Here is a 16538-nt window from a genome sequence, read left to right as displayed (position 1 = left end):
ACGAGGCCGCGGCGTCACGACGCCGCGGGACCCTCGAACTTGTCGGCTAAGTCCGCGTACTGGTCGGGAATCGGATCGCCCGACTCGCCGTGGAGTTCGCGCTGCAGATCCTCCAAGTCCGGCTCGAAGGTACGGTACTTGAGATCGCGTGCAACCTTTGTCTGCTTGGCTTTTGCACGGCCGCGGCCCATAAGGCTCGACCCCCTCGCACAGGAATAGTCAATAAATCGTGACTCCACCCTAGCCAATGTCGACAAGAAATGTCGCACCGGGTCGCTATCGGCGCGTGTACGGCCGGAATCTCAGGCGAAGACGACCTCGCCGCCGGCTCCGAAGGCTCCAGCGGCCCCCACCTCGCCCAGCTGCCAGGCGTCGATCCCGTGCCGCGCGAGCAACGAGATCGCCTCATCGGAGACCTCCGCGGGCAGCACGGCCACCATGCCCACGCCCATGTTCAGCGCCTCGTCGAGGTGCTCGGTCGCGATGCCTCCGAGCTCTCCGACCACGGAGAACACCGCGGGCGGAGTCCACGACGAACGATCCAATCGCACCGACACCGAGGCGGGCACGACACGAGCCAGGTTCGCCGCGAGGCCGCCGCCGGTGATGTGACTCATCGCGTGCACCTCGACCGCGTCGGCGAGGGCGAGACAGGGCTTGGTGTAGAGGCGCGTCGGGGTGAGCAGCTCCTCGCCGAGGGTCTGCCCGAACTCGGGGACCTCGCGGTCCAGCTCCCACCCGGCGATGTCGAAGAAGACCCGGCGCACGAGCGAGTAGCCGTTCGAGTGCAGACCCGAGGAGGCCATCGCGATGACGACATCGCCGTCGCGGACCCGGTCGGCGCCCAGCAGCCGATCGGCCTCGACGACGCCCGTGGTCGAGCCCGCCACATCGTACTCGTCGGGCCCGAGCAGACCGGGATGCTCGGCGGTCTCGCCGCCCACCAGCGCGGTGCCGGTCTCCGCGCAGGCCATCGCGATGCCCTTGACGATATCGGCGATGCGCTCGGGGACGACCTTGCCGCAGGCGATGTAGTCCGTCAGGAACAGCGGCTCGGCGCCGCACACCACGAGGTCGTCGACCAGCATGCCGACGAGATCGAAGCCGATCGTGTCGTGGCGGTCCATGCGCTGCGCGATAGCGACCTTGGTGCCGACGCCATCGGCCGAGGACGCCAGCAGCGGTCGGTCGTAGTCCTTCAGCGCCGAGGCGTCGAAGAGCCCGGCGAAGCCGCCGATGCCGCCGACCACTTCAGGTCGGGTGGCTTTGGCGACCCACAGCTTCATCAGCTCGACGGCGCGATCGCCCTCGGCGACCGATACCCCGGCGTCCGCGTAGGAGGTGGAACGTCCGGTCGTCATGCCGCCACCTGCCAGAAGAGGCCCACGATACGCAGGCGCCGGCATGAGGTGTTCATTGTTCCCTCGCTTCGCTCGGTCATGAGGGCAGCACCTTCAGCTGAGTCGTGTCAGGGTTCTCGAGCAGGTGCTTGCCGATGAGATCGTCCTCGGGCAGCGGCACCGGGTAGATGCCGTCGAAGCAGGCGCGGCAGAGATTGTCCTTGGGCACGTCGGTGGCGGCGACGAGATCGTCGAGCTCGACGTAGGCGAGCGAGTCCGCGCCGATGGAGCGGCAGATCTCGTCGACCGAGGCGCCATTGGCGATGAGCTCGGCCCGCGAGGCGAAGTCGATGCCGTAGAAGCACGGCCACTTGACCGGCGGGCTGGAGATGCGGACGTGCACCTCGGCCGCACCGAACTCGCGCAGCATCCGTACCAGGGCGCGCTGCGTGTTGCCACGCACGATCGAGTCGTCGACCACGACGAGCCGCTTGCCGGCGATGACATCGCGCAACGGATTGAGCTTGAGCCGGATGCCGAGCTGCCGAATGGTCTGCGAGGGCTGGATGAACGTGCGGCCCACATAGGAGTTCTTGACGAGCCCGTGGCCGAAGGGGATGCCGGACTCCTCGGCGTAGCCGATCGCCGCGGGCGTGCCCGACTCGGGAACCGGGATGACCAGGTCGGCCTCGACCGGGGCGGTCTGCGCGAGCTTGCGGCCGATGCCCGAGCGCACGGTGAACACCCGGCGATCCGCGATCGTGGTGTCGGGACGCGCGAGGTAGACGTACTCGAAGATGCAGCCCTTCGGCTCGGCGGCGGCGAATCGTTCGCTGCGCACACCGTCGCCGTCGATCGCCACGAACTCGCCGGGCTCGATCTCACGGATATAGGAGGCGCCGACGATGTCCAGTGCCGCCGTCTCGCTGGCCACGACCCAGCCGCTGTCCAGACGCCCCAGGACGAGGGGACGGATGCCTTGGGGATCGCGCGCCGCGTAGAGCGTGCGCTCGTCCATGAAGACCAGCGAGAAGGCACCCCGCAGGCGCGGCAGGATCTCCAACGCGGCGTCCTCGACCGATCGGTCGGGGTAGGAGGCGAGGAGGCTGGCCATCACCGAGGTGTCGCTCGTCGCGGCCTCCTTGGACTTCTGTCCCTCGGCCTCGAGCCGCTCCGTGAGGAACTCGGCCAGTTCGTGGGTGTTGGTCAGGTTGCCGTTGTGACCGAGCGCGACCGAGCCGGTAGCCGTGGGACGGAAGGTGGGCTGCGCGTTGTGCCACACGCTCGCCCCGGTGGTCGAGTAGCGCGCGTGTCCGATCGCGACCTCGCCCACCAGCGACTCCAAGGTGGCCTCGTCGAAGACCTGCGAGACGAGGCCCATGTCCTTGTAGACGAGGATCTGCCGGCCGTTGCTCACCGCGATGCCCGCGGACTCCTGGCCTCGGTGCTGCAACGCGTACAGACCGAAATAGGTGAGCTTGGCGACTTCTTCACCCGGCGCCCAGACACCGAAGACGCCACAGGCATCTTGGGGTCCGACGTCCTGAGGGTCGATGTCGTGAGTGAGGCGACCGTCTCCACGAGGCACGAGAACCAGTCTACGGGCCCACCCGGCTCGGAAGCGAACTCCGGCCCCGTGCCCGGCCCCCCGCCCGGCAATTGGAACGCCTTCTCGACATCCGGACGGCGTCACCCCCACGGGTTAGTGTTGTGATCCACATCACCAAGCGACGGGAGCGCGCCATGCCCACGACCCTGCCCGATGCCACTCTGCTGCCGGAGTTCCTCGCCGCTCAGGCCGAGACCCGGCCGGATGCGACCTGCTGGATCTACGGCGACCGCACGTGGACCTGGGCCGAGGCGTGGCAGGAGGTCCGCCGCATCGCCGGCGCCTTGCGCGCGTCCGGTATCGGACATGGCGACCGAGTGGCCTTCGTCGACAAGAACAATCCGGCGATCCTCGAGGTCCTGCTCGGCGGGGCGCTCCTCGGCTCCGCGGTCGCGATCGTCAACTGGCGTCTCGCCCCCGATGAGATCGACTACACCGTCAACGACTCCGGTGCCCGCGTGCTGTTCGTCGGTCATGAGTTGGCCGACCAGGTCCTCGCGATGCGCGATCGCCTGACGACGGTGGAGCGCATCATCGTCGTCGGCGGCGAGGCCGACGCGTTCGAGGAGTGGATCGCCGGGGCCGAACCGGTGGACGCGCAGCCGGGAGTCTCGGCGGACGACACCGCGGTCGTCATGTACAGCTCCGGCACCACCGGCCGCCCCAAGGGCGTTCAGCTCAGCCATCGCAATCTCATCGAGCACACCCGCAATGCGATGGGCGACATCGCCTACGACCCCGATGCCGACATGATGCTCATCGCGATGCCGATGTTCCATGTGGGAGGCACCTCGTATGCGTTGTTCGGCGTGGCCACCGGCACTCCGGGGTACATCATCCGCGAGGTCGAGCCCGCGGCGCTGCTCGCCGCCGCGCAGGCGGGTGTGACGCATGTGTTCCTGGTGCCCGCCGTCGTGGCCGGGCTCCTCAACGCCGGACCGGAGGCGATGAAGATCTTCCGCGGTCTCAAGCACTTCGTGTACGGCGCGGCGCCGATGCCCTTACCGATCCTCCGCGGGGCGATCGAGCACTGGCCGTCGACGCAGTTCCACCAGGTCTACGGACTCACCGAGCTCGCGGGCGTCATCACGATCCTCGATGACCAGGATCACCGCGACCCCGATCATCCCGAGCGGCTGCTGTCGGCCGGCAAGCCGGTCGCCAACGCCGAGGTGCGCGTCGTCGATCCGGCGAGCGGCGCCGATGTCCCCGTCGGCGAGCCCGGCGAGCTCTGGTTCCGCAGCGCGCAGGCGACGACCGGCTACCTCGGCAAGCCCGAGGCGACCGCCGCGCTGCTCACCGAGGACGGTTGGCTGCGCACCGGCGATGTCGGTCGTGTCGACGAGCACGGTTTCGTCTTCGTCGACGATCGCGCCAAGGACATGATCATCACGGGCGGCGAGAACGTCTACTCGCCGGAGGTCGAGCGCGTGCTCACCGAGCATCCGGCCGTCGCGGAGGCCGCCGTCATCGGCGTACCCGATGACACCTGGGGCGAGTCCGTCAAGGCCGTCGTGGCGCTGCTCCCCGATCAGCAGGCCACCGGCGAGGAGCTGATCGCCTTCACCCGTGAGCGGCTCGCCGGCTACAAGACGCCCAAGAGCATCGACATCGTGGACGTGCTGCCGCGCAATCCGTCCGGCAAGATCCTCAAGCGCGATCTGCGCAAGCCCTTCTGGGCCGATCGGGACCGCCAGATCTGACCCTCACACCCGTCCGGGAGCCCGCCCGCCGCGTCATCCTGCGCGGCGGGCGGGCTCGTGGTCAGATGAACCATGGACGGCAACACTGTGAGCGCCGAACGGGTCATCGCGGCGCCCGCACCGCGCATCTTCGCCCTGCTCTCCGATGCCGCCGCGCATCCCTCCTTCGACGGCTCTGGAACCGTTCGAGCCCTCCGCGGCACGTCCGAGCCGCTGCGCCTCGGGTCACGATTCGGCATGTCGATGAAGCAGGGTCTGCCCTATACGACGGTCAACACCGTCGTGATGTTCGAGCCCGACGAGGTGATCGCCTGGCAGACCACGGGCCTCGGCGGACTCATCGGCGGACGGATCTGGAAGTACGAGCTGGTGCCCGTCGAGGGCGGCACGCATGTCCGCGAGACGTGGGATATCGGCCAGGACAAGCAGCGCGTCTTCCTGCGTCGCGGCCAGATGCCCCGGTCGACGCGGAAGGCGATGCAGGCGACCCTCGACCGGATCGCGGGCCTCGTCGAGTCCCCGGCCTGACCCCAGGCTCGGCACCCCGACACCGATCCCGCGAGTGGTGCAGATTCGCCTCGAGAGGCGGATCTGCACCACTCGTCGGCAGGTTTGCACCACCCGCGGGCAGAGACCGGGTCGCGCCTTCCGGTCTCAACCGTGGTGGCTGTACTCCTGCGAAGCCGCCGCGACATCGAACTGGTAGTCGCGCGAGTTGTTATAAGTCCGCACCGCCGCGATCCAGTCCTGCTCGGCGTCCAGGCCCGACTCGCCCACGCTGCACAGGTAGCGGGCCGCGGCAAGGGCGGCATCGTCGATGTTCTGCGGATCGCCCGGCCCGTCACCGTCGGCAGCGGCGCCCCAACGCTCCCAGGTCTCGGGGATGAACTGCATCGGCCCGACGGCGCGGTCCCACTCGGTGTCCCCGTCGAGGACTCCGCCGTCGGTGTCCTCGATCGCCAACGTCTCATTGGTCCCGTCGAGCGGGATGCCGATGATGTCGCTCGTCGCCCGCCCGTCATCGCCGATGCGACCGCCGAAGATCGTACCGTGACGGCTCTCTATCCGGCCGATACCCGCGAGCGTGTTCCACCCGACCGAGCAGCCTCCCTCGGCTCGCACTCGCAGATCCGCCCCCGCGTAGGCGGCCACCACGCGCGAGGGGATCTCCGTGTCGGCGGCGACCTGCTCGACCCATGCGGGATCGGCCTGAGCGCTCAGCGCGTCCGTCGCGGGAGCCTCGGCCGGGGGCGCCTGCTGCGGCGTGCCCGCGGGCCCGGTGAACTCGGGACGGTCGGGACCGCAGGCAGCGAGTGTCAGCGCTGCGACGGCAGCGGCGAAGGCCGCGCGCGAGGGGAAGGACATGCCTCGAAAATAACGAGTCTCGGCAACCGGTGAGATCCTCAGATCAACGGCAGATAACCGCTGATGTCCGAGCGCTCTCCGCTGGCACGAACCGGAGCATCGGCCCATTCGAGAGAACCGCGGGCGAGCGCGATCCAGGTCTCGGCAGTCATCTCCACGACAGCCGGGGGCGTGCCGCGCGTGTGCCGCGCACCGGGGATGCACTGAACCGCGGCGAAGGGCGGCACCCGCACCTCCACGCTCGTGCCGGGCGCGCGCTGCACCAGGAGGGCGAGCAGGTGCTTGGTCGCCGCCTTCAGGTCCGAGCGGTCGGCCGAGCCCTCGTCGATGCGCGCGCAGATCGACCGGAACTCCGCGGCGGGAAGCGGAGTGAGTTGGCGGGCCACCCCACCACCCTAGCCACCACTCAACGAGTTGAGGAGCGCTCTAGGCTCGGGGGATGAACGACGGACGCACCCCGACGCCGATGGACCGGGTAGCCGAAACCTGGATGGACACGTTGCTGGAGCTCTCGCCGGAGCTCCACGTGGAGCTGGGACGTCCCGGACGGGAGGGTCAGTACAGTGACCTGTCCCCCGACGGGCACACCGCGCGTGCCGATGCCGCGAGCTCGGTGCTCGCTGCCGCCGCTGCCACCGAGATCACCGACGAGGTCGACGAAGTCACCCACGCCGAACTCGTCCGTACCGCGGAGCTCGCCGTCGAGGCGCACGACGCCGGCCTGTGGCAGCGCGACCTGAACGTCATCGCCTCCCCGGCGCAGTCGCTGCGCGAGGTATTCGACCTCATGCCCACCGAGACGACCGAGGACTGGGAGCACGTCGCCACCCGGCTGCGCCACCTCCCCGCGGCGATGGACGGCTACCTCGCTTCCCTCGAGACGGGCATCGCGGCCGGCACCACGCCGGCGATCCGGCAGGTCACCGCCGTCCTCGCGCAGACCCGTAAGCTCACCTCCCCGGAGGGCTTCTTCGCGGCACTCGCCGCACGCGGACCAGAGGGTCTCAGGAACGAGCTGGACGATGCGGCACGCGAGGCCATGGACGCCTACGAGCGACTGGCCGGCTTCCTCGAACACGAGCTGGCTCCCCACGCGACACCGCGCGATGCCGTGGGCCGCGATGCGTACGCCCTCGCCTCTCGCGAGTTCGTCGGGATCGAGATCGACCTCGAGGAGACCTACGCCTGGGGTGTGGAGGAGCTGAACAGAATGGTCGCCGAGCAGGAGGCGATCGCCGAGCAGATCCTTCCAGACGCCACCGTGGAGCAGGCGATCGCCCACCTGGAGAGCGACCCGGCGATGTGCCTCGACGGCACCGATGCCCTCCAGGCGTGGATGCAGCGGGTGAGCGACGAGGCCGTGGAGGAGCTGGGAGCCACCCAGTTCGACATCGCGGCCCCGCTGCGCCGCCTGGAATGCCTGATCGCCCCGACCGACGAAGGTGGCATCTACTACACGCCGCCGAGCGAGGACTTCTCGCGTCCCGGCCGGATGTGGTGGAGCGTCCCGGAGGGTGTCACCCGCTTCGACACCTGGCGCGAGCTCACGACCGTCTACCACGAGGGCGTGCCCGGCCATCACCTGCAGCTCGGTACGGCCGCGATGCACCGCGACCGGCTCAACTCGTGGCGCCGCTTCAACTGGAACTCCGGCCACGGCGAAGGCTGGGCGCTCTACGCCGAGCGGCTGATGGACGAGCTGGGCTATCTCACCACGCCGGCCGACCGACTCGGCATGCTGGACGGACAGCGCATGCGCGCCGCCCGCGTGGTCCTGGACATCGGTGTTCACCTCGAGCTTCCCAAGCCGGATGGGAGCGGCATCTGGACCGGTGACGACGCCTACCCGTTCCTCGCCCGGCACGTGAACATGAACGACGGCTTCGTGCGCTTCGAGGCCAATCGCTACCTCGGCTGGCCCGGACAGGCACCGTCCTACAAGGTCGGGCAGCGCGAGTGGGAGAGGCTGCGGTCGGACTGGACGAGCCGCCACGGAACCGATCTCAAGCGCTTCCACGCCGATGCGCTCGCCCTCGGCAGCGTCGGTTTCAGCACCCTGCGAGCGTCCCTCCTCCGCTGACGCGCGACTTTTGCCGGGTTGTGGCCCTTTTGAGCGCGTCTCGAGGGCCACAACCCGGCAAAAGTCGGACCCGGAGGGTCAGGCTGGGGAGGTGGCGGTGTCCTTGGACTCGTCATCGTCGCCAGGCAGCTGGCAGGCCCGCTCGAGGAGGAGGGCTGCCACCAGCAGCAGGAGAGCGGCGACAGCGGCGGCGCCACCGTGCAGCAGGCGTTCCCGGGCAAGTTCGCTGCTCACCCCGACATAGGCGAGGACGAAGCCCGCGTAACCGCCGCTGAACACGCCGCCGACGAGCACACACGACTTCGCCACCGCGAGCAGCTGGATCGCCCGGTCGGCATTGATCCGCAGCTTCTTCTTGTGCAATGACTGCCAGGTCGACCAGGCGAGCACGCCCACCACTGCCGCACCGGCCGCCAACAGCACGGCCGCCGTCCAGTCCGGACGAGGAGACTGCCCCTCGAAACGCACCGCGAGGGGCGGGATGAGACGGCCGACGATCGCGCCCACGGCGATGAGCACCGTGACATACAGCGCAGAACTGCGACGGGCACGCCTCATCGTGGTGTCACAGGATGATCTCGACGTCCTCGCGCTTGGCCACACCCGAGGTGTCGACATCGCCGATCAGATCGGCCACGAACCCGTGCCCCGGGATCTCTCCCTCGGGGTCGACCTCGAGCCAGGGCACCAGCACGAAGCCGCGCTCGTGTGCCCGGGGATGCGGCAATGTCAGCTGATCGTCATCGGCGATGCGGTCACCGACGACGATGATGTCGACGTCGAGGGTCCTGGGGGCTCCCGGCTCGCCGCGCTCGCGCCCGAAGGCGTCCTCGATCGCGAGGGCACGGTCGAGGAGCGTGTGCACGGTGAGCGTCGTGTCGATCAGCACGACGGCATTGAGGAACTTGCCGGACTCCTCCGGAGCCCCGACCGGCTCGGTCTCGTACACGGACGAGATCGCCACGACCGTGACCTCCGGGGTGTCCTCGAGTGCCGAGACGGCGCCCTGTAGGCGGCCGGCACGATCACCCAGGTTCGACCCGATCGCCAGGACGGCCTGCCGGATGGGACGCATGCCTCCGGTCATCGTGTCCGCGTCGAGAACGTACGGCGTGGGCGATTCGGTCACTAGCTACTCCACTCTGTCGTATCGACGATGCGCGAGCACCGCCGCGGGCCGGCCCCGCGTGGGCAGGACCCCGGCGGGGCCTGCAGAACGCAGGACTCATGTTCACTATACGGAGGGCGATGCACTTTGTGTCGGGTGCGTCCTGGAGCGGACGACCGTCACCGCGACGTCGCCGAACGGAACCGGGATCGGCGCCTGCGGTTTGTGAACGGTCACCTCGACCCGATGCACTCCCGCGTGTCCGAGGCCGACGTCGGCGATCCGCTCGGCGACCGTCTCGATCAGATCGACCGGCTCGCCGGCGAGCACATCGTGCACCTGCTGCCCGAGGGTCCCGTAGTCGACCGTGGCCTCCAGATCGCCGGTGCGGGCCGCCGGAGCGAGGTCGAGCCACAGGACCACATCGGCCAGGAAGGGCTGTCCCTCGCGCCTCTCGTGATCGAAGACCCCGTGATGACCCACCGCTCGGATACCCGTCAGAGTGATGCGGTCCAATGCCTCGCTCCGCTCGCTCATGCCTCCGTCGCTCATGCCTCCGCCTCGTCGCCCGGCTCCACCACCGCCACCGGCGACGCGTGCCGCGACCAGAACCTCCACTGTCCGCCGTCGCGCACCAGGACACTGGAGCAGACCGCCGATCCGCCGGTGAACGACTCGATGCTCTCGCCCTCGGACAGGATGTTCTCGGTGCAGACCACCAAGGCCGTCTGGGGATCGTCCGATGAGGGGAAGGTCGTCACCTCGATATCGGTGAGGAAGAACTGGATGTAGTCGATCTGGGCCATCAAGACCGCCCAGCTACGCAGCACCTTCTCGGTGCCGTAGAGCGGGTGCGCCGCCGGGTGCACGCAGCTCACCCCGGGATCGTCGGCCCACAGTGAGCTCATGAGATCGAAGTCCGCAGTCTCGACCGCATCGTAGAACGCGCGATGCGCGGCGACCACCTGCTCCTCGACGCTCCTCATTGCTCCAGCCTCTCAGCCTGGCGCAACCGTCGCACGACCCGCACCGCATCGGCGGACGGCCGGGGGGCGTGCACGCGCACCGCCCAGGCATCGGCGAGTGCGGCGAGGGTCGTGAGCGCCACCGTCGCGTCCTCGCGCTCGTCGGTGGGCCGTGGCACGCCATCGCGGGCGAGCACATCGCCCAGGAATCGCTTGCGGCTCGCGGCCACCAGCAACGGATGGCCCAGCGCGGTGAAGGCCTCGAGCTGCGCCAGGAGCTCCCAGTTCTGGTCACCGGTCTTGGAGAAGCCGAGACCGGGATCGACGATGATGTTCGCGGGGTCGATCCCCGCGGCCACCGCATCGTCCAGCTGCCCCAGCAGCTCCTCGGTCACATCGGCCACCACATCCTCGTAGCGCGTGTGCTGCTGCATCTGCGCCGAATGCGCGCGCCAGTGCATCACGACGAAGGGCACACGAGCCATCGCCGCGACGGCGGTCATCCGCGCGTCGGCACGCCCCCCGGAGACATCGTTGACGATCCGCGCCCCCGCCGACAGGGCCCGCTCCGCGGTGTCGGCATTCATCGTGTCGATCGAGACGACGGCGCCGGCGGCGGACAGCGCACGGATCACCGGAAGCACTCGCCGCTGCTCCTCCTCGGCATCGACACGCACGGCCCCTGGGCGAGTGGACTCGCCCCCGACGTCCACGATGTCGGCGCCCTGCTCGATGAGCTCGTGTCCGTGCGCGATCGCCGTGTCGGTGTCGAACCATCGTCCGCCGTCGGAGAAGGAATCCGGGGTCACGTTGACGACGCCCATGACGGCGCAGCGGTCCCAGGCAGGGAGACCGGGCAGGCGGAGGGTCACGCCGGTCAGATTACGCGGTGATGAGCTGCATGGCCTCGGCCCGGGTGGCCGAGTCGCGCAGCTGGCCGCGCACCGCGCTGGTGACGGTGCGCGCACCGCCCTTGCGCACCCCGCGCATGGTCATGCAGAGGTGCTCGGCCTCCAGGACCACGATGACACCGGCCGGATGGAGGACCTCGACGAGAGAATCGGCGATCTGCGTGGTGAGCCGCTCCTGCACCTGCGGACGACGGGCATACACGTCGACGAGACGGGCGAGCTTGGACAGCCCGGTCACGTTGCCGCCCTCGCCGGGGATGTAGCCGACATGCGCCACGCCGAAGAACGGCACCAGGTGGTGCTCGCACATCGACCACAGCTCGATGTCCTTGACGAGGACGAACTCGTCGTGGCCGACCTCGAAGACGGCGGTCAGGACATCGGTGGGGTCCTGGTCCATTCCGCTCAGCAGCTCGGCATACGACCGCGCGACCCGCGCCGGCGTGTCACGCAGACCGTCGCGGTCGGGATCCTCCCCCACCGCCAGCAGCAGCTCGCGGACCGCGGCCTCGGCGCGGGGCAGATCGACACTCATGCCTGTACCGCCTCGTGCAGGGCTACGTGGTCTCGATACGCGTCGGTCGCCGAGCGATCGCTGGGCGAGTAGCACCGCCGCGATGGAGCGAGACCACGGGCGGCGGAGTCGCGCTCGGTCATGACTCCGGGTCCTGCGGAGCGGGGGCGTCGGGACCGGAGTCGGGGGCGATGACCTGCCCGGAGTCGCGCTCCTGCGCGGGCTCCTCACCGGTACTCGCCGGGATGACGACCGGCGGACGCTGATCGGGCACACGGCTGTCGGAGCCCGTCCACGCCGGCCGGATGTCCCTGCGCCGCAGCGGCTCGAAGATCCGAGCGACCTGCGCCTTGTCCAGGGTCTCCTTCTCCATCAGCTCCTCGACGAGGGCGTCGAGGACGTCGCGGTTCTCCGCGAGGATGTCGAAGGCCTCCTGATGCGCACGCTCGATCAGCACGGAGATCTCATCGTCGATGGTCGCGGCGATGTGCTCGGAGTAGTTGCGCGTGCTGCCGAGGTCGCGGCCGAGGAAGGGCTGGGAGTTGTCCTCGCCGTACTTGATGGCGCCGACGCGCGAGCTCATGCCGTACTGCGTGACCATCGCGCGAGCCAGGCCGGTGGCCTTCTCGATGTCATTGCCCGCACCCGTGGTCGGATTGTGGAAGACCAGCTCCTCGGCAGCGCGGCCACCGAGCATGTAGGCGAGCTTGTCCAGCAGCTCCGCGCGGGTCTGGGAGTACTTGTCCTCATCGGGCAGCACCATCGTGTAGCCGAGGGCGCGGCCGCGCGGCAGGATCGTGATCTTGTGCACCGGATCGCTCTGCGGCAGCGCGGCGGCCACGAGCGCGTGTCCGCCCTCGTGATAGGCGGTGACGAGACGCTCGTGCTCGTTCATCAGGCGGGTGCGCTTCTGCGGGCCGGAGATGACGCGATCGATGGCCTCGTCGAGGGCGGCGTTGTCGATGACGCTCTGGTTGTTGCGAGCCGTCAGCAGCGCTGCCTCGTTGAGGACATTGGCCAGATCGGCACCGGAGAAGCCGGGGGTACGCCGCGCCACGGCCGCGAGGTCGACATCCGGTCCCATCGGCTTGCCGCGCGAATGGACCGTGAGGATATGCGTGCGACCGTCCAGGTCGGGCGCCTCGACGCCGATCTGCCGGTCGAATCGTCCTGGCCGCAGCAACGCCGGGTCCAGCACGTCGGGACGGTTCGTGGCCGCGATGAGGATGACACCGCCGCGGACGTCGAAGCCGTCCATCTCGACCAGCAACTGGTTGAGCGTCTGCTCCCGCTCGTCGTGGCCGCCGCCCATGCCGGTGCCGCGATGGCGTCCGACGGCGTCGATCTCGTCGATGAAGACGATCGCCGGTGCGTTCTCCTTGGCCTGCTCGAACAAGTCGCGCACGCGCGAGGCGCCCACGCCGACGAACATCTCGACGAAGTCCGAGCCCGAGATCGAGTAGAACGGCACACCGGCCTCACCGGCCACAGCGCGAGCGAGCAGCGTCTTGCCGGTGCCCGGGGGACCGTAGAGCAGCACGCCCTTGGGGATCTTGGCACCCACGGCCTGGAACTTGGCGGGCTCGGCGAGGAACTCCTTGATCTCGCCGAGCTCCTCGATCGCCTCGTCGGCACCCGCCACGTCCGAGAACGTGGTCTTCGGCGTGTCCTTGCTCATGACCTTCGCCTTGGACTTGCCGAACTGCATGACCCGGCCGCCGCCGCCCTGCATCGACATCATGATCCAGAAGAAGAGCAGCAGGAACAGCAGCAGCGGCAGCATCGTGCCGAGCAGCGAGAGCAGCGGATTGCTGCGCGGCACCTCGACGTTGTAGGAGTCCATGTCGCCGTCGTCGACCTGCTGCTGAGCCAGCTTGACGAGGTCACTGCTCTGCTGGTCGCCGAGCCAGGTGGACTTGATCTGCTCCTCGTCCTTGCCCTTGAGGGTCGCGCGGATCTCCTGGTCGCCCTCGACGAAGGTCACGTCGTGGATGTCCTGGTCGTCGAAGTGCTTGACCATGGTGGCCGTCTTGACCTCTTTGTACCCGTCCGCGCCCGAGGAGAAGTTGATCACCACCAGCACCACGACGGTGATGAGGATGATCCAGAGCCAGGGGCCCTTGAAGAGACGTTTGACGTTCATGTGGCGCGGGGGTGTCCGTTCACTCAGGAGTAGACGTGCTCAGCCAGTGTGCCGATACTGCGCAAGTTCCGGTACTGCTCGTTGAAGTCGAGTCCGTAGCCGATGACGAAGGCATTGGGGATGTCGAAGCCGACGTACTTGACGTCGACGGGGATCTCCAGCGCCTCGGGCTTGCGCAACAGCGTGGCCACCTCGACCGAGGCCGGGCCGCGCGATCGCAGGTTGGCGACCAGCCACGAGAGCGTCAGGCCGGTGTCGATGATGTCCTCGACGATCAGGACGTGACGCCCCTCCAAGGAGGTGTCGAGGTCCTTGAGAATGCGCACCACGCCCGAGGAACGGGTGCCGGCGTACGAGGAGACCGCCATCCAGTCGATCTCGACGTGCCGGTTCAACGCCCGCGACAGGTCGGCCATGACCATGACGGCACCCTTGAGGACGCCGACGAGCAGCAGGTCCTCACCCTCATAGTCGGCTTCGATCTGGCGCGCCATCTCGGCGAGGCGTGCCTGGATCTCGTCCTCGGTATAGAGGGGCTTGGTCCGGTCGATGTCACTCTCTACGTGTTCGACGTCCACGGGCTCAGCCTGCCACAGGCGTGGGAACGAATCGGAGCCGGTTCCCCACGCGCACCGCGCTCACACCACCCGGCAGCTCGACCCGCCGCTGCCCGTGCCACCGCGTGACGAGGGCGTCGATCTCGTCGACATGCGCGGCGGTGAGCTCCCCCGGTCGCGCCCCGGCGGCGAGGGCCGCGCGTCGCAGAACCCGCGAACGGACCGCTGGAGCGAGTGCGATGAGCGCCTCGACGCCATCGGTCATCGCGTCGTCGGCGGCAGCATCGAGGGCGTCGGCGTCGGCGCGCAGCAGATCGGCGGTGCGGGCGAGCGCCTGCGCGACTCCCCCACCGAGGATCTCCTCCATCAGCGGGAGCAGCTCGTGGCGTACACGTGCTCGTCGCAACCGCGGATCGGCATTGTGAGGGTCGCTCCACCAGTCGAGGTCGTGGGCCCGGCAGATCCGTTCCGTGTCGGCCCGGCGCAGCGGGAGCAAGGGACGCACGAGCCGGCCCCGGCGTCCGGGCATGCCGGCGAGCGACCGCGCCCCCGATCCGCGGCCGAGCCCCAACAGCACCGTCTCGGCCTGGTCGTCGAGCGTGTGGGCCAGCAGCACCTGCGCGTCATCGTCGGCCGCGGCCCGTTCGAGGGCCGCGTACCGCGCCTCGCGCGCGGCCGCCTCCATGCCGCGCGGATCGGCCGGGTCGACCTCGACCTCGATCACCTCGGCCGCCACACCCAGGGAATGCGCCGCACTCGCCGCGACACGGGCGGCCTCGATCGACGCCTCCTGCAGTCCGTGATCGACGACCACAGCCCGCAGCGGGCGCGCCATCCGCTCCGCGACGAAGGCGGTGGCCGCAGTCAGCGCGAGCGAGTCGGCACCTCCGGAGAGGGCGACGATGACCGGGCGCGGGTCGTCCTCGAGGGCTGCGCGCACGAGCGAGCGGGCCCGGGCGACGACCGGATCGAGACGTCCCGGCATGGTCGTCAGCCGTGGACGCGGGCGATCCAGCGCGCGGGGTCGTCGATCTCGGCCTTCGTCGGCAGATGCGCGGGCTCGGACCAGACGGCCGCGAATCCGTCCGCACCGACCCGATCGGTGACGTTACGGACGAACACCGCGCCGTCACGATACTGCCGCATCTTCGCCTCCAGTCCGAGCAGACGTCTCAGGATCTTGGCGAGACCCGTGCCCTGCGAGCGACGCTTGTCGAACTTGCGACGGATGCTGGCCACCGAGCCGATCAGATCCGGCCCCGCGGCATCCATGACCACATCGGCGTGCCCCTCCAGCAGGGACATGAGGCCGGTCATCTGGTCGACGATCCGGCTCTGCCGTTCGTTCTGGAACAGGTCGGAGAGCGACTTGTCGGACTCGCCGCGGATGATCCGCACGAGTTCGGGCAGTGCCTCGGTCACCAGCGCGCTCACCGCACCCTCGGACGTATCGGTGGCGTCGATGAACTCGTCGAGCAGCCCCTGCAGGTGTCCGCGCATCCACGGCACGCCGGTGAACTGGGCCCGGTGGGTCTCCTCGTGCAGGCACACCCATTGGCGGAAGTCGCTCGGATCGGCACCGAGCTCCCGCTCGACGTGGACGATATTGGGCGCCACGAGCAGCAGCCGCCCGCCGACACCGCCGTCGACGTGGAAGGGATCGAACTGCCCGAGCACCTTGCCGGACAGGAAGGCCATCAGCGCCCCGAGCTCGACCCCCGAGGCCTTGGCGCTGACGGCACGAGCGGCCGGCGACGGCTCACGTTCGGCGGTGAGCGAGGTGACGACCGGCTCCATGATCCGCGAGAACGTGGAGAGATTCGCCTCGACCCACCGCGGACGGTCGACCACGAGCACGGGTGAGGCGGCGTCGGCCACCAGGCCGGTGTAGCTCGCGACGGGGGCGACCGAGCGTCGCGCCGCGGCCCGCAGTTCATCGACCACCTCGGCGACCTCGGCCGAATCCAGCTCAGGGCCGGGCTTGATGAAGCGGTTCGCGGTGCTCTGCGCGAGCTTCCAGTCGATCATGGCGCCTACCGTATCGACTCGTGCCCGATACATCGCGAAAACGGAGCCGCAGTGGGACCCCAGGGCGGTGAATCACCAACCATCCCGATGAGCCCTGAACCACCGACACCGGGCCCAGCGGAGGGCGGTGGGGGGGGGGCCCCCCCCCCCCCCCCCCCCCCGGGGGGGGGGGCGCCCCCCCCCCCCCGCCACGCGCCCGGGGGGTGACCAACCCC

18 protein-coding genes are annotated in these 16538 nt (G+C 69.2%); 3 read left to right on the top strand and 15 right to left on the bottom strand.

The genetic code is table 11. The annotated features are described in order from the left end of the window. Positions 1-14: 14 nt before the first annotated feature. The 3 genes from JL108_RS15200 to purF all read right to left on the bottom strand — a co-directional run bounded on the left by JL108_RS15200 (position 15) and on the right by purF (position 2928). On the bottom strand, positions 15-191 hold the full coding sequence (locus JL108_RS15200) for a DUF3073 domain-containing protein (RefSeq protein WP_143913062.1): 177 nt from the start codon (positions 189-191) through the stop codon (positions 15-17). 111 nt (positions 192-302) lie between these two features. Continuing rightward, positions 303-1361, bottom strand: a complete 1059-nt coding sequence (gene purM / locus JL108_RS15195; protein ID WP_205199052.1) for a phosphoribosylformylglycinamidine cyclo-ligase — start codon at positions 1359-1361, stop codon at positions 303-305. 76 nt (positions 1362-1437) lie between these two features. Continuing rightward, positions 1438-2928, bottom strand: a complete 1491-nt coding sequence (purF, locus tag JL108_RS15190) for an amidophosphoribosyltransferase (protein ID WP_205199051.1) — start codon at positions 2926-2928, stop codon at positions 1438-1440. A 155-nt stretch (positions 2929-3083) separates the two neighbouring features. Between purF and JL108_RS15185 the strand changes: the two genes are divergently transcribed. Next, positions 3084-4652, top strand: coding sequence for a long-chain-fatty-acid--CoA ligase (locus JL108_RS15185; RefSeq protein WP_205199050.1), 1569 nt, complete (start codon positions 3084-3086; stop codon positions 4650-4652). A gap of 72 nt (positions 4653-4724) precedes the next feature. After that, positions 4725-5180, top strand: a complete 456-nt coding sequence (locus tag JL108_RS15180) for an SRPBCC family protein (RefSeq protein WP_205199049.1) — start codon at positions 4725-4727, stop codon at positions 5178-5180. Between the two features lie 126 nt (positions 5181-5306). Here JL108_RS15180 and JL108_RS15175 read toward each other — a convergent pair whose 3' ends face one another. Both JL108_RS15175 and JL108_RS15170 read right to left on the bottom strand, forming a co-directional pair. Then, the gene (locus tag JL108_RS15175) at positions 5307-6017 is read right to left on the bottom strand and encodes a lytic murein transglycosylase (protein WP_143913067.1); all 711 of its coding nucleotides are present in this window, start codon (positions 6015-6017) and stop codon (positions 5307-5309) included. A 38-nt stretch (positions 6018-6055) separates the two neighbouring features. Then, complete coding sequence (locus JL108_RS15170) at positions 6056-6403, bottom strand: sterol carrier family protein (protein ID WP_205199048.1); 348 nt, start codon at positions 6401-6403, stop codon at positions 6056-6058. Positions 6404-6456: 53 nt separating this feature from the next. Here JL108_RS15170 and JL108_RS15165 point away from each other — a divergent pair, with 53 nt between their 5' ends. Then, a complete protein-coding gene (locus JL108_RS15165) occupies positions 6457-8097 on the top strand; it encodes a DUF885 domain-containing protein (protein ID WP_205199047.1) in 1641 nt (546 codons plus the stop codon). A 78-nt stretch (positions 8098-8175) separates the two neighbouring features. Here the strand turns inward: JL108_RS15165 and JL108_RS15160 are convergent, their stop codons facing one another. From JL108_RS15160 to JL108_RS15115, 10 genes are all read right to left on the bottom strand, one after another. Next, a complete protein-coding gene (locus JL108_RS15160) occupies positions 8176-8655 on the bottom strand; it encodes a DUF3180 family protein (RefSeq protein WP_205199046.1) in 480 nt (159 codons plus the stop codon). 7 nt (positions 8656-8662) lie between these two features. Next, positions 8663-9226: a 2-amino-4-hydroxy-6-hydroxymethyldihydropteridine diphosphokinase gene (gene folK, locus JL108_RS15155; protein WP_205199045.1), complete on the bottom strand. Its 564-nt coding sequence runs from the start codon at positions 9224-9226 to the stop codon at positions 8663-8665. A 105-nt stretch (positions 9227-9331) separates the two neighbouring features. Further along, the gene (folB, locus tag JL108_RS15150; RefSeq protein WP_240191130.1) at positions 9332-9742 is read right to left on the bottom strand and encodes a dihydroneopterin aldolase; all 411 of its coding nucleotides are present in this window, start codon (positions 9740-9742) and stop codon (positions 9332-9334) included. 11 nt (positions 9743-9753) lie between these two features. Further along, positions 9754-10191 (bottom strand): nuclear transport factor 2 family protein, encoded by a 438-nt coding sequence (locus JL108_RS15145; protein WP_143913071.1) that lies wholly within the window; start codon positions 10189-10191, stop codon positions 9754-9756. Beyond that, positions 10188-10994, bottom strand: coding sequence for a dihydropteroate synthase (gene folP, locus JL108_RS15140; protein ID WP_205199107.1), 807 nt, complete (start codon positions 10992-10994; stop codon positions 10188-10190). Before folP ends, JL108_RS15145 begins: the two co-directional genes overlap by 4 nt. A gap of 58 nt (positions 10995-11052) precedes the next feature. After that, a complete protein-coding gene (folE, locus tag JL108_RS15135) occupies positions 11053-11616 on the bottom strand; it encodes a GTP cyclohydrolase I FolE (RefSeq protein WP_143913072.1) in 564 nt (187 codons plus the stop codon). Positions 11617-11734: 118 nt separating this feature from the next. After that, positions 11735-13738 carry an ATP-dependent zinc metalloprotease FtsH gene (ftsH, locus tag JL108_RS15130; protein ID WP_205199044.1) on the bottom strand — a complete coding sequence of 668 codons (2004 nt, stop codon included), beginning with the start codon at positions 13736-13738 and terminating at the stop codon, positions 11735-11737. A gap of 23 nt (positions 13739-13761) precedes the next feature. After that, on the bottom strand, positions 13762-14316 hold the full coding sequence (gene hpt, locus JL108_RS15125) for a hypoxanthine phosphoribosyltransferase (RefSeq protein WP_087625197.1): 555 nt from the start codon (positions 14314-14316) through the stop codon (positions 13762-13764). A gap of 4 nt (positions 14317-14320) precedes the next feature. After that, positions 14321-15280: a tRNA lysidine(34) synthetase TilS gene (gene tilS, locus JL108_RS15120; protein ID WP_205199043.1), complete on the bottom strand. Its 960-nt coding sequence runs from the start codon at positions 15278-15280 to the stop codon at positions 14321-14323. A 5-nt stretch (positions 15281-15285) separates the two neighbouring features. Further along, a complete protein-coding gene (locus JL108_RS15115) occupies positions 15286-16323 on the bottom strand; it encodes a zinc-dependent metalloprotease (RefSeq protein WP_205199042.1) in 1038 nt (345 codons plus the stop codon). Positions 16324-16538: the final 215 nt, after the last annotated feature.

Source organism: Aeromicrobium sp. YIM 150415 (assembly GCF_016918125.1).
Classification (GTDB): domain Bacteria; phylum Actinomycetota; class Actinomycetes; order Propionibacteriales; family Nocardioidaceae; genus Aeromicrobium; species Aeromicrobium piscarium.
The sequence above is the reverse complement of the archived record's forward strand: the minus strand, read 5'-3'. Positions and strand labels throughout refer to the sequence as shown.

Coding starts and splice junctions, on each gene's coding strand:
- JL108_RS15180 (WP_205199049.1), top strand. CDS start 4,725: ATGGACGGCAACACTGTGAGCGCCGAACGGGTCATCGCGGCGCCCGCA.
- JL108_RS15185 (WP_205199050.1), top strand. CDS start 3,084: ATGCCCACGACCCTGCCCGATGCCACTCTGCTGCCGGAGTTCCTCGCC.
- JL108_RS15160 (WP_205199046.1), bottom strand. CDS start 8,655: ATGAGGCGTGCCCGTCGCAGTTCTGCGCTGTATGTCACGGTGCTCATC.
- JL108_RS15175 (WP_143913067.1), bottom strand. CDS start 6,017: ATGTCCTTCCCCTCGCGCGCGGCCTTCGCCGCTGCCGTCGCAGCGCTG.
- purM (WP_205199052.1), bottom strand. CDS start 1,361: ATGACGACCGGACGTTCCACCTCCTACGCGGACGCCGGGGTATCGGTC.
- tilS (WP_205199043.1), bottom strand. CDS start 15,280: ATGCCGGGACGTCTCGATCCGGTCGTCGCCCGGGCCCGCTCGCTCGTG.
- JL108_RS15200 (WP_143913062.1), bottom strand. CDS start 191: ATGGGCCGCGGCCGTGCAAAAGCCAAGCAGACAAAGGTTGCACGCGAT.
- ftsH (WP_205199044.1), bottom strand. CDS start 13,738: ATGAACGTCAAACGTCTCTTCAAGGGCCCCTGGCTCTGGATCATCCTC.
- JL108_RS15165 (WP_205199047.1), top strand. CDS start 6,457: ATGAACGACGGACGCACCCCGACGCCGATGGACCGGGTAGCCGAAACC.
- folB (WP_240191130.1), bottom strand. CDS start 9,742: ATGAGCGAGCGGAGCGAGGCATTGGACCGCATCACTCTGACGGGTATC.
- JL108_RS15115 (WP_205199042.1), bottom strand. CDS start 16,323: ATGATCGACTGGAAGCTCGCGCAGAGCACCGCGAACCGCTTCATCAAG.
- JL108_RS15145 (WP_143913071.1), bottom strand. CDS start 10,191: ATGAGGAGCGTCGAGGAGCAGGTGGTCGCCGCGCATCGCGCGTTCTAC.
- folE (WP_143913072.1), bottom strand. CDS start 11,616: ATGAGTGTCGATCTGCCCCGCGCCGAGGCCGCGGTCCGCGAGCTGCTG.
- folP (WP_205199107.1), bottom strand. CDS start 10,994: ATGGGCGTCGTCAACGTGACCCCGGATTCCTTCTCCGACGGCGGACGA.